This window comes from Nocardia abscessus NBRC 100374 (genome assembly GCF_000308455.1).
GTDB classification, from domain to species: Bacteria; Actinomycetota; Actinomycetes; order Mycobacteriales; family Mycobacteriaceae; genus Nocardia; species Nocardia abscessus.
In genome coordinates this window covers 1-14,570 of sequence record NZ_BAFP01000025.1, presented here as the reverse complement: position 1 = coordinate 14,570, position 14,570 = coordinate 1, and the positions used below count along the sequence as shown (strand labels likewise).

Sequence of the window (14,570 nt, the reverse complement as noted above, 5' to 3'; positions counted from 1 at the left end):
TCGGATATAGAGTTTCCGAACCAAAAGGTTCTGGAACCGCGTCGGGAACGAGGATGGATATGGGCTCTGTACGGAGTGGATGGCGGGATCTCGCCGAGCGGGAGACCGGGGTGTCGGCGGCCGAGCTGGATGCGCTGTGGGCCGAGTTGCCGGTCGCGCGTGCCGAGGACGTCCTGGGCGAGTGGAAGGGGGCGGCGTTCCCGACCGAGCATCCGCTGCGCAAAGCGCTGACGGTGAATCGCTGGTACGGCAAGACTTTTCACAGCCTGCTCGATGCGAAGCCGTTGATCTGCCGCGCCGAGGACGGGTCGCTGTTCTCCAATGTCGAACTCGGCGGTGGCGGGGAAGCGACGCTGTGGAACATCGAATTCCGCGGCGAGGTGACCGCCACCATGGTCTACGACAGTCGCCCGGTCTTCGACCACTTCAAATGGCTCGACGACAACACGCTGATGGGCATCATGAACGGCCGGCCCGAGGTGGTGCTGGTCGATGGTGAGCACTTCTACTTCCTACTCGAGCGGATCTGAGCGATGGTGACCACCACCGCGGTGCTCTCCCGCGATCCTGCCGCGCCGTTCACCATCGAAGCCGTCGAGATCGATGAGCCCCGCGACGACGAGATTTTGGTGCGGGTACAAGCCACCGGCATCTGCCACACCGACCTGATCACCCGTGCGGCAGGGGGCGCCGACCATCCCGTGCTGCTCGGGCACGAGGGCGCCGGAGTGGTGGAGGCTGTCGGCGCGGCGGTGACCGGCGTGCGGCCCGGCGACCGCGTCGTGCTGACTTTCCGGCACTGCGGTACGTGCCGGAATTGCCGAGCGGCTCGCCCGGCGTATTGCGTGCGCGCGGTGGAACTCAACCAGTTCGGCGCCCGGGCGGACCGGACGCGCCGGGTCACCGTGGCGGGAACGCCGGTGCGGGACGGGTTCTTCGGCCAATCCAGCTTCGCCGCGTACGCATTGACCACGGTCGACAACACGGTGGTCGTGGACACCGAGGTCGATCCGGCGGTTGTGGCTCCGTTGGGCTGCGGGTTCCTGACCGGCGCCGGAGCGGTGCTCAATGTGTTGACGCCGGACCGGGATGCCCGGGTCGCGATCTACGGTGCGGGCGCGGTCGGCATGGCCGGTGTGCTGGCGGCGCTGGCATCCGAGGTCGCCGAAGTGGTCGTGATCGAGCCGTCACCGTTCCGGCGGGCATTGGCGCGCGAACTCGGCGCCACCGCGGCCCTGGATCCGGCGGTCGACGACATCGTGCCCGCGGTTCGCAAGCTGACCGACGGCGGGGCGACCCACGCACTCGACACCACGGGATCGGCGAAGGTGCTCGCCGCGGCGGCCGCCGGAGTCGCGATCGGCGGCACCGTGGTCGCGGTCGGTCTCGGTGCCGGAGTCCCTCCGATCGACCTGCGCGACATCGTATTGGGCGGCAAAGTGATTCGGGGTTGCCTCGAAGGCGACGCGTTGCCCGCGACCTTCATCCCCCACCTGCTGGACTTGCATGCCGCCGGCCGCTTCCCGATCGATCGGCTAATCACCAGATACCCGCACACCGACATCAATTTTGCGCTCGCCCAGCAGCGTGACGGCACGGTCGTCAAACCCGTCCTGACCTGGTGACCTTCCGACTGTCGAGATCTCTAAATCTGCCTCGGCCGTTTCATCGCGACGATACCGCCTCCGGTGACGTTGGCGAAACTGCGCAGTATCGCACGCGACAGCGTGGCTTCGAGCACAATCGAGCGATGCTCGGGTGGATGAGCGCTATCGGCGCACAGAGACGTACCAGTTCCACTGTGCCCTGGACGCGGAGGAATAAGACCAGATTGTCGGCGTTCGGTCGCCGCGCGGGGCAAATCAGCTTATTCGCTGCTATCCGCTACGCCCTAATCGGCGGGCTCATCGTGGCGTGTGTGGCCTACAGCTTTCTGCGATTGATCACGCCTATCGATGATGCGAAGGGCGCAGCTCGGATCGACGTCACTCGAGTGGCACTGACTGTTGTCGCGGGGGTCGGTGGTGTGGTCGCATTGGTGATCGCTTACAGGCGGCAACGCGATCTCGAGCAGAGCAAATTCGTGGAACGCTTCGGTGCCGCGGCCGCCCAGCTCGGCGCGACCGATGTTGCGGTGCGCATCGCCGGGGTGTACGCCATGGCGGGCGTTGCCGACGAAACCGACGGCCCTCGCCGCCAGCAATGCATCGACGTGTTGTGCGGCTACCTTCGGCTGCCGTACAGTCCGGCACTCGGCGGTAACCACCAGACCAAGGACATCCGCAAATATCCGGCCGGAGAGCGGTCCGGCCCCGAGAACGAACAACATTTCGAATATCGGCAGAACGATCGTGAAGTCCGCACGACCATCGTGCGTGTGATCGCAGAGCATCTGCAGCCTGAGTCCGAGTACGCCTGGTCGGCCAGCAATTTCGACTTCCGCACCGCGCATCTGGAAGTCGTAGGCTTCGACAACGTCACGATCTCTGGCATCGCTCGATTCGACCACGCCACCTTTATCGGTGGCGCCCAGTTCAGCGGGGCGACCTTCGCTGGAACCGCCTGGTTCCACAAGACGACCTTTACCGGCGACACGTGGTTCCACAAGGCGACCTTCAACGGCAACACGTCGTTCAGTGAGGCGACGTTCAGCGGCGACACGTCGTTCAGTGAGGCGACGTTCAGCGGCGACACGTCGTTCAGTGAGGCGATCTTCATCGGCGACGCCTCCTTCAGCGAGGCGACGTTCAGCAGTGACACCTCCTTCGACAAGGCGATGTTGAGCAACGACGCATTGTTCCGCGGGGCAACTTTCGGCGGAACCACCTCGTTTCGCAGTGTGACCTTCACCGGCAACGCCTGGTTCCACGGAGCCTCCTTCGACAACAGTTCCTGGACCTGGTTCCACGAGGCGATCTTCGCCGGCGACGCCGCGTTCGGCGGGGCGACCTTCACCAGCGACGCACGGCTCGACAGGGTGACCTTTACCGGCGGTGCCTGGTTTCAAGGGGCGACCTTCAGCCGTGGCAGCTCGTTTCACGAGGCGACCTTCACCAAAGCTGCCTCGTTCAGCGGGGCGACCTTCACCGGAGATACCTGGTTTTACGGGGCGACCTTCACCGGAGACTCCTCGTTCGAAAAGGCGGCGTTCGGCAGCGAAGCATTGTTCCGGGGGGCAACGTTCACCGAAACCACCTCGTTCCGTAGTGCGCGCTTCACCGGGCCCGCCTGGTTTCACGGGGCGACCTTCACCGGCAACGCCTCGTTCGCACAAGTTGGGTTCGCGGGACGGACCAGCTTCGCCCTAGTCGACTTCGGCTCCGAACGAGTCATTTTCACCGAACCACGGCAGTGGGGCCCACCGCCGCCCGAATTCGACTGGAGCGAAGGCGGCGAAGGGAAGCCCGCGAATATCGAACCAGCGGTGTGGCCACCCGCTCTGGCGACACCATGAGTGCCGCCGGAAGAGTGTTTGAGAATCACGAGCCAAAACGGTTTGAGCCCGATGCTTCGGTCCATACGCTCAGCGTGTGAACGGGTTTTCCGGACTGCTGAATGTGGTCGATGTCGAGGCGACGTGCTGGGCGGGGAAGGTTCCCGCGGGCGCGGTCAGTGAGATCATCGAGATCGGATTGACTGTGGTCGATTTCGACGCGGGAGAGCGGATCGGCAAGCACCGTATCCTGGTTCGGCCTGCCCGGTCGACGGTCAGCGAGTTCTGCACCGAACTCACCGGACTCACGCAGGCCGAGGTCGACACCGGCATGGAGTTCGTCGATGCGTGCCGCTTGCTGGCGCGCGAGCACTCGGCCGGGCTGCGGCCGTGGGCGAGCTGGGGTGACTACGACCGCAAACAGCTCGAACGGCAGTGCGCCGCCACCGGCGTCGAATATCCCTTCGGGCAGCGGCATACCAATGCCAAGCAGCTATTTTCAGAGGCTTACGGGTTGAATCGCCGTCAAGGGATGGCCGGAGCGCTGCACATCGCCGGGCTGCCCTTGGAGGGCCGTCACCACTGCGGTGCGGACGACGCGTGGAATATCGCCGGTCTCATCCTGAACATCCGCGAACGCAACGCTTGGCGCATCACTTCGGGGGCCTGACGCGCCGGACTGCTTCGGTACCGCAGGACGTGATGGGGCAAAGTGTCGGATCGATCGCCGTAGGTGCCCGGCAATCGTGGTGGCGACGTCGATGGTCTCGGCGCAGACGTCCCGGTCGACGCCCGTGGCTATCCCCGGTTCGGCGGCCCGAGATAGAACGATCCGCCGGTCGGGCGGGCCGGGGATTCCGGCCCTCCGGACCCGACCGGTCGGAATCCGGACGGCGCAGCCGAGGGGCAGCATGTGTTCGGGTGGGCATACCGCGGCCGCACATGTGGGGTCGCCCGTATACGACGACGCCTGATCTTGCCCACGACCGGGACCGCTGGGCGCGACCGGCCGATGCCTGATCCTGGGCGACTTGCCTGGTTGGTGCGGTGCAAATGGGGGATACCACGCGAAAGGCCGGAGTGCGCAGGCATCCGGCTCCCGAGACCGTGGGAAGGGGCCGGCATGGTGTCGAGCACGCTCGTCGCGCTCTACCAAGCGTCGGCAGCGGAGCCGCCCGGTCTGCTGCCCGCGCGCCAGCAGATGGCATTCTCACTGGGTTGGCACATCGTGCTGGCCTGTTTCGGGGTGGCGTTTCCCGCCATGATCTACGTCGTGCATCGTCGTGGCATCGTCCGCGACGACCCCGTCGCGCTGGGGCTGGCCAAGCGGTGGGCGACGGTATCGGCGATCCTGTTCGCCATCGGCGCGGTCTCCGGAACGGTGCTCAGTTTCGAAATGGGCTTGCTGTGGCCGGGGCTGATGGGCCGCTACGGCGACGTGCTGGGCTTGCCGTTCGCCTTCGAAGGGCTTTCCTTCTTCATCGAAGCGATCTTCCTGGGCATCTACCTCTACGGATGGGGTCGCATGCCGCCGCGCCGACACCTCGCGATGCTCGTCCCGATGGGCGTCGCGGGGGTGGTCGGCACGTTCTGTGTGATCAGCGTCAACGCGTGGATGAACAATCCGACCGGATTCCGGCTCGTCGACGGCGAGGTGACCGATGTCGATCCGTGGCGGGCGATGTTCAACGACGGCGTCTACCTGCAGTTCGCGCACATGTGGGTCGGGGCGTTCATGCTCGTCGGATTCCTGGTGGCCGGTGTCTACGCGGCCGGTCTGCTGCGGGGACGGCGCGATGACCACCATCGGCTGGGTTTCACGGTCCCCTTCGTCTTCGCTACGGTCGCCGCCCTCGCACAACCTCTCATCGGGCACGTTCTCGGAATGCGGGTGCACGATACGCAACCGGCGAAGTTGGCCGCGTTCGAACTGGCCACCACCACCGAAGGGCCTGCCCCGCTGCGGCTGGGCGGCGTACTGGTCGACGGTGAGATCAGGGGAGCGCTCGAGATTCCCCGCCTGGGGTCCATCATCGCCCGCAACTCGCTGACCGCCCCTGTACCCGGTTTGGACTCGGTCCCCCTCGGGGATCGGCCACCGGTCAACATCACCCACCTCGCCTTCCAGACGATGGTCGTCATCGGCACCCTGCTCGCGCTCATGGTGCTCGTGTTCTGGTTGCTGCGCTGGCGGCGACGCGACCTACTGGACTCGCGCTGGTTCCTGTGGGCGGCGGTAGCCGCCGGGCCCTTGGCGGTTCTCGCGCTCGAATGCGGCTGGATCGCCACCGAGGTGGGACGCCAGCCGTGGACGGTGTGGCAGGTGCTGCGCACTACCGACGCCGCCAGCTCGAGCGGCGGCCTGTGGTGGAGCTATATCAGCGTGTTGCTGGTGTATGTCGGGATGACGGTGGGTGCGATCGTCGTCCTGCGTTCCATGGCCCGCCGCTGGCGCGCCGGAGCCGCGACCATCACCGCCCCCTATGGGCCCGGAGCATCGCCGGTCGACCAGGCGCAGCGCGCCCGCAGCGTCGGAAAGCCGTGACCGATGGATCTCTCGGACGTGGTCGCGACGGCGATGTTCACCGGGGTGGTGCTGTACGCGCTGTTCGGTGGCGCGGACTTCGGCTCCGGCTTCTGGGATCTGACCGCGGGCGGCCCCCGGCGCGGCAGCCGCCTGCGGGTGCTCATCGACCACAGCATCGGCCCGGTGTGGGAAGCCAATCACGTCTGGCTGATCTACATCCTGGTGTTCCTCTGGACGGCCTACCCGACGGTGTTCGCGGCCGTCATGACCACCCTGTTCATTCCGATGAGTCTGGCTCTGCTCGGAATCGTGTTGCGCGGGGCGAACTTCGCGTTCCGCAAGTACTCCGCGACACTGGGCCAGGCGCGCCTGTTCGGCGCGTTGTTCGCTGGTGCGTCGCTCATCACGCCGTTCTTCTTCGGGACCGCCGTCGGCGCGATCGCCTCCGGCCGGGTGCCCGCCGAGGGTTACGGCGACGTGGTGCGGTCGTGGCTGAATCCGACCTCCCTTCTGGGCGGCACATTGGCCGTGGGAACGTCCGCCTTCCTGGCCGGGGTCTTCCTCACCGCCGACGCCGCGCGTTCGGGTGACCACGCACTCGCCGACTACCTGCGTTCCCGCACGCTGGTCGTCGGCGGCGTGACCGGTGCGGTCGCGATCGCGGCGATCGCGCCGATCCGGCACGACGCACCGACCCTCGGTGCCGGACTTCTCGGGCGCGCTCTGCCCCTGATCGCGCTCTCGGCCGCCGCGGGCGTGCTCACCCTGGTCCTGGTCTACCGTCGCCGCTACGGGTGGGCGCGGGTCCCCGCGGCGGCCGCGGTCGCCGCGATCGTCATCGGGTGGGCGGTGGCGCAGACGCCGTGGATCCTCGTCGACCAGATGCTCATCGCCGATGCCGCGGGCGCACGAGCGACCCTGCTCGGACTGCTCGCCGTCGTCGCCGTCGCCGCGGTCACCGTGCTACCCGCTCTGGCCTACCTGTTCTGGCTCACCCAGACCGATGCGTGGGTCCGCGACGAGCCGGTCTCCGTCGAGTCGCCGGAGCAGGCGTAGACACAGCCGAGCGGCCGCGCGTCCGGACGCACACGGAGGTGCGCGACCGAGAAGCGCCCGGTAGATCCGCGAAGTGAGTACCGAAAGAACGGTTTGTTTGCGGTCGTGCGTGGTATACGCCGCACGTATCGGCTCGACAGCGCGGTCGTGCCGGTACCCATCGGGGCGCCCCTGCCGCTCGAACGACGGCGCGACATAGATCGCGCCGCACGAGAACGAGGTGCCTCTTCTCGAGGATGTACGGCGCAGAGGAATGCATTGTGATCGAGGAAGCGAACGTGCCCATCACCGACGACGAAGACCCGGACCGGATCATCTGGCCGGAGTCCAGCTCTACGAGCGCATGGTGGGCGGATGTGATGGGTCACCGATTCCCCTGAAACCAGGCCGCGACATCCGGTTGACCCCAGCCCTCCCAGTTGCGGTGCGCTGCACAGGCGTGGAGTACGACACACCGAGGCGTGCGGTCCGACCGGTCGCGGGATTCACGCTGCCACCCCTCCTGGGCCACAGGTCACGCTTCTCGAGCATCTCGATCACGTAGTCGGTGCTCTCGGCGATGTGCGCTTCGGTGCGCGCCGAGCATCGGGCCTGCGCAGTGCCTCGATGAGCTGTTGGGGCTGCGGCGTTATGGTGTTCAGTCCCGGCGAGACGGGCTGTGTACGCGCGTTACGCGCCGGAACCTTCGGGTTCCGGTGACCGGCGCAGCGCGAGGAGTTTGTCGATGATCTCGATCGCCGTCAGCGAAGACGGTGCCGTGCCCACCGCGGCGTCGGTGCGGATCCGGGCGGCGATGCCTGCCGGGCACCCGGCTCCCGGCCGGGAGGTGGTGGCGCACGCAGTGCAGCCCTCGACGGCATCGGCGAGATGGGCTTCGACATTGCGCACGTCGAGCGCGGCGATCAAATCGAGCCCGCTCAAGAAGTTGATCGGCATGTCGATGGGTTCCTCTGGCTCAATATCCGATCGGGTCGGCGGTCGCCCAGGATTGTTCCAGCCCTTTCCGTGCCGCGCAGCCCGACACGACCGGGACATCGGTGCGGCTTTCCGATGACCCGGTGTCGACCGAACTGTTCGCGAGCGATGCCACGGAGGACGGGCTGAAACGGTATCCGGCGGGTGTGCGTCCATTGCATGGCCGACGTCGTTGTCGACCTCCGACGTCATTGTCGGGGCGGATGTCCGGTGACAGCGTTGTCGTTCGGACCAGGAGCAAACCCGTTTATATAGGCTCCGCATCGGTAATGTAACAGAAGGATATACCTTCTGGGAACCCCTAGCGAACTAGAGTGCTGTCGTGCTTGTCCCTGCCTGTGGGGGCTTTCTTGCGAGCGTCGCGCGATGCGGGCAAAGATTCCGCGACGGATACCCGACGGTTTCAGGCGGTGGGTGTGGTGAGCAGCCGGGCCCGCCGGGTGAGGGTGAGTCCGATCCCGTCGGCGGCCGCGCGGACCGACGCCGCGTGGGCGTCGGGGTGGAACCGGTGGGACGGGCCTGCCACGCTGATCGCGGCCACTACCCGGTCCGCGTCGCGGACGGGGGCGGCCACGCACACCAGACCGCGAGTCGATTCCTCGAATTCGAACGCCACGCCTTCGGCCGCGATCCGATCGAGCTGGTTGCGCAGCGTGCCCGGTAGGATCATCGTGCGCGGGGTGTAGCGACGGAGCGGTCCGGCCAGTACCTGGTCACGGAGCGCGGCATCGGCGTTGGCCAGCAGCACCTTGCCGATTGCCGTGCAGTGCACCGGCATCCGGCCCCCGATCCGGGACGGGGCGCTGGCCTGCCTGCGTCCGCCGATCTTCGTCAGGTACACGACATCCGTGCCGTCGAGAACGCCCAGATGCACGGTCTCGTGGATACGCGCGTTCAGCTCCTCCAGGAACGGGATGGCCACCTCGAGCAAACTCCGCTCGACCGACGCGCGCATTCCCAGTTCGAACAGGTGTCCCCCGAGCCGATACCCGGCCTCGGTCCGGTCCAGCAGTCGCACCGCCACCATGTCGGCGAGGACCCGGTGCAAGGTGCCCTTCGGGATGCGGGTCCGCCGCCCGAGCTCGGCCAGACTCAACGCGCTGTCATCGATCGCGAACGCCTCGAGCACCGCCATGATCTTTCCCAGCACGGTCGAACCGTCTACCGGACGACCTGTGGACGCAGCTGACATCGTCGGCCTCCACCCTTTCGGTCCGCACCAACTCTACCGGCAGCGTTCGACTCAGTGGAACGTAATGCTGGCGGGCCCCTCCCACCCGCGGCGACAGTGAGACCACTGCCTCGCCCCTCCTCACGAATCTCGGGACTGCATATGCCAACACCTTCCGGCCTCGACCGACGCGCCGCGGCAGCAGACGCCACCGCGCTTGCCGCCGACCTGCTCAGCGCCGCCGCCCGCTCCGGCACGCCGTGCGCCCCGGTACGCGATCTGATCGGCGCCGACGACGTGGCCGCCGCGTACGCGGTGCAGGAGCGGCTGACCGTCGAGCGCATCGCGGCGGGCGCCGAGGTCGTCGGACGCAAGATCGGCTTGACCTCCCCTGCGGTGCAGCGGCAGCTCGGCGTCGACCAACCGGATTTCGGAGTGTTGTTCGACGACATGCACTACCGGCAGGGCACGCCCGTGCCGCTGAGCAGGCTGCTGCAACCGAAGGTGGAAGCCGAGATCGCGTTCGTGCTGGCCCAGGACCTGGCCGATGGCCCGCTCGACGCGCAGCAGATTCGCGGCGCGGTCGACTATGCCGTGGCCGCGCTCGAGATCGTCGACAGCCGCATCGCAGGCTGGGATATCACGTTCGGTGACACCGTCGCCGACAACGCTTCCAGCGGCCTGTTCGTCCTCGGGACCGAGCGCCGCACCCTCGATTCCTTCGCCCCCGTTTCGGTGCGGATGCAGATGGCGATCGACGGCGTCGGGGTGTCGACCGGAACCGGCGCCGCGTGTCTCGGCGACCCGCTGCATGCGCTGGCCTGGCTGGCACGGACAACGCGGGAGTTCGGCCGGCCGCTGCGGGCAGGCCAGATCGTGCTCTCCGGAGCGCTCGGACCGATGGCCCCGATCGAGGCCCCGGGAACCGTCACCGCGGACATCACCGGCCTCGGCTCGGTGACCGCGACCTTCATCCAGGAGTGAGACCCATGAATCCCAGCCCCGCCACGCTCAAAGTCGCGGTCATCGGATCAGGAAACATCGGCACCGATCTGATGATCAAGGTGATCCGGCACTCCGAGGTGCTGGAGATGGGCGTGATGGTCGGCATCGACCCCGAATCCGACGGCCTCGCCCGCGCCCGCAGGCTCGGCGTCCCGACCACGGCCGACGGCGTCCGAGGGTTGCTGGAGCTGCCGAACTTCGACCAGATCGACGTGGTCTTCGACGCGACTTCCGCCAAGGCCCACGCCGCCCACGCCGCGCTGCTCGAACCGCTCGGTAAGCGCCTGATCGATCTGACCCCGGCCGCTCTCGGCCCGTTCGTGGTACCGGCGGTGAACCTCGACGAACACCGGCATGCCCGCAACGTCAACATGGTCACCTGCGGCGGGCAAGCGACCATCCCGATCGTCGCCGCCATCTCCCGCGTCGCCCCTGTGCCCTACGCCGAGATCGTCGCGTCCATAGCGTCGAAATCCGCGGGCCCCGGTACCCGCGCCAATATCGACGAGTTCACCGAGACCACCGCGCACGCGATCGAAACGGTCGGCGGCGCCCGCCGCGGCAAGGCCGTCATCATCCTCAATCCGGCGGACCCGCCGCTGATCATGCGCGATACGGTGCTGTGCCTGGTCACAGCCCCGGATTCGGCCACCCACGACGCGATTCGGGAATCCGTCGAGCGAATGGTCACGCACGTGGCCGCCTACGTGCCCGGCTACCGGCTCAAGCAACAGGTCCAGATCACCGCCGTGCCGCAGGACCAACCCGTGCACACCCTGCTCGGCGCGGGCGCGGTGGCCGCGCCGACCCATCAGGTGACGGTATTCCTCGAAGTCGAAGGCGCCGCGCACTACCTGCCCGCATACGCGGGCAACCTCGACATCATGACCTCGGCCGCGGTGCGCTACGCCGAATCCATCGCCGACACGATCGCCGCCGCACCGGCAGGACAGGAAGCTCTCCGATGACCGGACAACTGTTCATCCAAGACGTCACGCTCCGCGACGGCATGCACGCGGTGCGTCACCGCATCACTCCCGAGGACGTCGGCCGGATCGTGGCGGCGCTCGACGCCGCGGGGGTCGACGGTATCGAAGTCGCCCACGGGGACGGCCTCGCCGGAGGTAGCTTGAACTACGGCCCGGGCAGTAACACCGACTGGGAATGGATCGAAGCCGCGGCCGCCAACCTCACGCACGCTCGGCTGACCACGCTGTTGTTGCCCGGCATCGGCACCATCAGAGAACTGGAGCAGGCCTACCGGCTGGGCGTGCGGTCGGTGCGGGTGGCCACCCACTGCACCGAAGCCGATGTGTCCGCCCAGCACATCGCCACCGCACGGGAACTCGGCATGGACGTCTCCGGATTCCTGATGATGTCGCACATGGCCGAACCGGCTCGCCTGGCAGAACAAGCCGGGCTGATGGAATCGTATGGGGCGCAGTGCGTCTACGTCACCGATTCCGGCGGCCGGTTGACCATGGACGGTGTCCGTGACCGTGTCCGCGCCTACCGCCAGGTGCTCGATCCGAGCACCGAGATCGGCATCCACGCGCACGAGAATCTCTCCCTGGCGGTGGCCAATTCCGTTGTCGCGGTCGAAGAAGGCGTCACCCGCGTCGACGCCTCGCTCGCCGGGCACGGCGCCGGAGCGGGTAACTGCCCGATCGAACCGTTCGTGGCCGTCGCCGACCTGCACGGCTGGAAGCACAACTGTGATCTGTTCGCCTTGCAAGACGCCGCCGACGATCTGGTGCGGCCGCTGCAGGATCGCCCGGTGCGCGTCGACCGGGAAACTCTCACGCTCGGATATGCCGGGGTCTACTCGTCCTTCCTGCGGCACGCCGAAGCGGCGTCGCGGCGCTACGGCATCGATGTGCGGACGATCCTGCTCGAGGTGGGACGCCGGGGACTGGTCGGCGGGCAAGAGGACCTCATCGTCGACATCGCCCTCGACTTGCTCGCCGACCCCGACAGTGCCACTGCCTGAACGACATCGACCCACCCGCCCCATCCGATGCGCGATCTCCATGCCGGTGCGCGATCAACCGGTCACGCATTCGTCTTCCAGCACTTCACCGTCGCCGTCCAGGACGATCGCCGCGCCGACGGTCCCGCAGGCGACCAGTTCGATCAGGGTGGCAGAGGATTTCGGGTCACCCTGGTGCAGGATGCTGGACTCGTAGGTGAGTTCGGCGCGGGTGCGCAGTTCCTCGGCTGCGGTGGCGAGATCGTCGTAGCTGAGAGTCCGCGCGCCGACGAACGCCGGGTCGCCGCCGCGCAACGCACCGGTGCGGTGGGCGTAGGTGACCGGGCGGGGTGATTCGGCGGCGATCTCGGCGACCACGGCGGGGTCGTCGAGGGCGAGCCAGTCGGGTGCGTCACTGGACCGGGTGCTGCCCACCGTGAGACCGACCTTGATCTCCAGCTCGTCCGGCAGTGCCGCGTCGAGTGCGTCGACCGGCACCACCGCGGCGCCTGCCTTGAGTACGGCCCAGGTGGCGACGACCGCTTCGGTCCCACGGTCCAGCCGCACCGCCACGCCCGCGCCGGGTCCGCAGCCGCGCGCGATGAGCACCCGCGCCAACCGCGACGAGCGAGTCTCGAGGTCGTGGTAGGTCAGCTCCTCGCCGCCGGACACGATGGCGGGGGCATCGGGATCGTCCTCGACCGCGGCCACCAGTGCCTGAGTCAGTGCGGTTGCCGCGGTTGTGCTCGATGGCGTCGGGGCGGCGGGTTTCGCTGTGGTGGTGACGAGCTCCCGCTCGGCTTGGTCGAGGATGTCGATGTCGCCGATGAGGGTGTGGGGGTTGGTGGCGATGGTGGTGAGGATGCGTTGGAGGCGGTGGCCGAGGGTGTGGATGGTGGGTTCGTCGAACAGGTCGGTGGCGTAGGTAATGATGGTGTCGAGTTCGCCGGGGGTGCCGTCGGGGTGGTGGTGGGGGTGGATGTTGACTTGGAGGTCGAATTTGGCGGCGACGGTGCCGGTGTCGAGGGTGGTGATGGTGAGGCCGGGCAGTTGCAGGGTGGGTTGTTCGTTGTTCTGGAATGACAGGACGACCCCGAACAGGGGGTTGTGGGTGGTGGCGCGGGCGGGGGTGAGGACTTCCACGACGCGTTCGAAGGGGATGTCGGCGTTGGCGAAGGCGGCCAGGTCGGTTTCGCGGGCGCGGTCGACCAGGGCGGTGAACGGCATCGCGGCGTCGACGCGGGTGCGCAGGGTGAGGGTGTTGACGAACATGCCGACCAGGTCGTCGAGGGCGCGTTCGCCGCGTCCGGCGATGGGGGTGCCGATCGCGACGTCCGCCTCGCCGGACAGTCGTGCCAGCAGGACGGCCAGGGCGGCGTGGACGACCATGAACAGGGTGCAGTTGTGTTCGCGGGCCAGGGTGGTGAGGGCGTGGTGGATGTCGGGGGAGACCGCGAAGCCGGTGTTGGCGCCGCGCATGCTGGCCACGGCGGGGCGGGGGCGGTCGAGGGGCAGTTCCAGTTCGCCGGACAGTCCGTCGAGTTGGCTGCGCCAGTAGGTGAGTTGGCGGGCGGCGACGGAGGTGGGGTCGTCGTCGGTGCCGATCACTTGGCGTTGCCAGATGGCGTAGTCGGCGTATTGCACTTCCAGGGGCGCCCAGCGGGGGGAGTTGCCGCCGATGCGGGCGAGGTAGGCGGTGACCAGGTCGCGGGCCAGGGGTGCCATGGAGGCGCCGTCGGCGGCGATGTGGTGGGCGACCACCGCCAGGAGGTGTTCTTCGGGGCTGGTTTCCAGCAGCAGCGCCCGCACCGGGACGTGTTCGGTGACGTCGAAGCCGGTGGACATCAGTTCGGTGATCCGGGTGATCGGGTCGTCGGTGATGGTGACTTCCAGCCCGGCGGGCATGGCTTGGGCGACGGTGAGGATTTCTTGGAACGGGAGCCCGCCGGGTCCGCCGGCGGGGTAGCGGGTGCGCAGCGATTCGTGGCGTTCGAGGACGTCGGCCAGCGCATACCGCAGCGCGGAGACATCCAGTGCGCCGCTCAACCGGATCGCCATGGGGATGTTGTAGGCGGGGGAGGCGGGGTCGAATTGGTTGAGCACCCACATGCGTTGCTGGGCCAGCGACAGCGGGATCGGTTCGCCGCGTTCGGCGCGTTCCAGTAGTGGGCGGCGCCCGCCGCCGGCGCCGGGCACCACGCGGGCGGCCAGCGCGGCCACGGTCGGGGCGGCGAACAATTCCCGCACGGCCAGATCGGCATCGAGTGCTTCGTTGATCCGCGCGACCACCCGGGTGGCCAGCAGCGAGTTGCCGCCGAGGGCGAAGAAGTCGTCGTCGAGGCCGATGTCGGTGGCGCCGAGCAGGCCGGCGTAGACGTCGGCTACCGCCTGTTCCACCGGTGAGCTCGGTGCCCGGAACACTGCCGTGGACAGG

12 protein-coding genes are annotated in these 14,570 nt (G+C 67.7%); 9 read left to right on the top strand and 3 right to left on the bottom strand.

What is annotated here, in order from left to right; genetic code table 11:
- The first annotated feature begins 53 nt into the window (after window positions 1-53).
- The 6 genes from ON19_RS03960 (at window position 54) to ON19_RS03935 (ending at window position 7,016) form a co-directional block, all read left to right on the top strand.
- A complete protein-coding gene (locus ON19_RS03960; RefSeq protein ID WP_043686945.1) occupies window positions 54-530 on the top strand; it encodes a DUF4334 domain-containing protein in 477 nt (158 codons plus the stop codon).
- Window positions 531-536: 6 nt separating this feature from the next.
- Window positions 537-1,625 carry an NAD(P)-dependent alcohol dehydrogenase gene (locus ON19_RS03955; RefSeq protein ID WP_174377664.1) on the top strand — a complete coding sequence of 363 codons (1,089 nt, stop codon included), beginning with the start codon at window positions 537-539 and terminating at the stop codon, window positions 1,623-1,625.
- 293 nt (window positions 1,626-1,918) lie between these two features.
- Window positions 1,919-3,454 (top strand): pentapeptide repeat-containing protein, encoded by a 1,536-nt coding sequence (locus tag ON19_RS38675; protein WP_051168503.1) that lies wholly within the window; start codon window positions 1,919-1,921, stop codon window positions 3,452-3,454.
- A 76-nt stretch (window positions 3,455-3,530) separates the two neighbouring features.
- Window positions 3,531-4,103, top strand: a complete 573-nt coding sequence (locus ON19_RS03945; RefSeq protein WP_043686939.1) for a 3'-5' exonuclease — start codon at window positions 3,531-3,533, stop codon at window positions 4,101-4,103.
- 453 nt (window positions 4,104-4,556) lie between these two features.
- Complete coding sequence (locus tag ON19_RS03940) at window positions 4,557-5,978, top strand: cytochrome ubiquinol oxidase subunit I (protein WP_043686935.1); 1,422 nt, start codon at window positions 4,557-4,559, stop codon at window positions 5,976-5,978.
- Window positions 5,979-5,981: 3 nt separating this feature from the next.
- Window positions 5,982-7,016, top strand: coding sequence for a cytochrome d ubiquinol oxidase subunit II (locus tag ON19_RS03935; protein WP_043686932.1), 1,035 nt, complete (start codon window positions 5,982-5,984; stop codon window positions 7,014-7,016).
- 669 nt (window positions 7,017-7,685) lie between these two features.
- Here the strand turns inward: ON19_RS03935 and ON19_RS03930 are convergent.
- Both ON19_RS03930 and ON19_RS03925 read right to left on the bottom strand, forming a co-directional pair.
- A complete protein-coding gene (locus ON19_RS03930) occupies window positions 7,686-7,952 on the bottom strand; it encodes a hypothetical protein (protein ID WP_043686928.1) in 267 nt (88 codons plus the stop codon).
- 442 nt (window positions 7,953-8,394) lie between these two features.
- A complete protein-coding gene (locus ON19_RS03925; RefSeq protein WP_043686925.1) occupies window positions 8,395-9,183 on the bottom strand; it encodes an IclR family transcriptional regulator in 789 nt (262 codons plus the stop codon).
- Between the two features lie 141 nt (window positions 9,184-9,324).
- Between ON19_RS03925 and ON19_RS03920 the strand changes: the two genes are divergently transcribed.
- Genes ON19_RS03920 through dmpG form a run of 3 tightly spaced genes read left to right on the top strand, consistent with a single transcriptional unit; the run spans window position 9,325 to window position 12,157 of the window.
- A complete protein-coding gene (locus tag ON19_RS03920; protein ID WP_043686922.1) occupies window positions 9,325-10,146 on the top strand; it encodes a 2-keto-4-pentenoate hydratase in 822 nt (273 codons plus the stop codon).
- Window positions 10,147-10,151: 5 nt separating this feature from the next.
- Window positions 10,152-11,135, top strand: a complete 984-nt coding sequence (locus tag ON19_RS03915) for an acetaldehyde dehydrogenase (acetylating) (RefSeq protein ID WP_043686918.1) — start codon at window positions 10,152-10,154, stop codon at window positions 11,133-11,135.
- Window positions 11,132-12,157 (top strand): 4-hydroxy-2-oxovalerate aldolase, encoded by a 1,026-nt coding sequence (gene dmpG / locus ON19_RS03910; protein WP_043686915.1) that lies wholly within the window; start codon window positions 11,132-11,134, stop codon window positions 12,155-12,157. Before ON19_RS03915 ends, dmpG begins: the two co-directional genes overlap by 4 nt.
- 54 nt (window positions 12,158-12,211) lie before the next feature.
- Here the strand turns inward: dmpG and ON19_RS03905 are convergent.
- A partial coding sequence (locus tag ON19_RS03905; protein ID WP_157229581.1) for a condensation domain-containing protein occupies window positions 12,212-14,570 on the bottom strand: 2,359 nt, incomplete at its 5' end.

Coding starts and splice junctions, on each gene's coding strand:
- ON19_RS03960 (WP_043686945.1), top strand. CDS start 54: ATGGATATGGGCTCTGTACGGAGTGGATGGCGGGATCTCGCCGAGCGG.
- ON19_RS03940 (WP_043686935.1), top strand. CDS start 4,557: ATGGTGTCGAGCACGCTCGTCGCGCTCTACCAAGCGTCGGCAGCGGAG.
- ON19_RS03935 (WP_043686932.1), top strand. CDS start 5,982: ATGGATCTCTCGGACGTGGTCGCGACGGCGATGTTCACCGGGGTGGTG.
- ON19_RS03930 (WP_043686928.1), bottom strand. CDS start 7,952: ATGCCGATCAACTTCTTGAGCGGGCTCGATTTGATCGCCGCGCTCGAC.
- ON19_RS03925 (WP_043686925.1), bottom strand. CDS start 9,183: ATGTCAGCTGCGTCCACAGGTCGTCCGGTAGACGGTTCGACCGTGCTG.
- ON19_RS03920 (WP_043686922.1), top strand. CDS start 9,325: ATGCCAACACCTTCCGGCCTCGACCGACGCGCCGCGGCAGCAGACGCC.
- ON19_RS03915 (WP_043686918.1), top strand. CDS start 10,152: ATGAATCCCAGCCCCGCCACGCTCAAAGTCGCGGTCATCGGATCAGGA.
- dmpG (WP_043686915.1), top strand. CDS start 11,132: ATGACCGGACAACTGTTCATCCAAGACGTCACGCTCCGCGACGGCATG.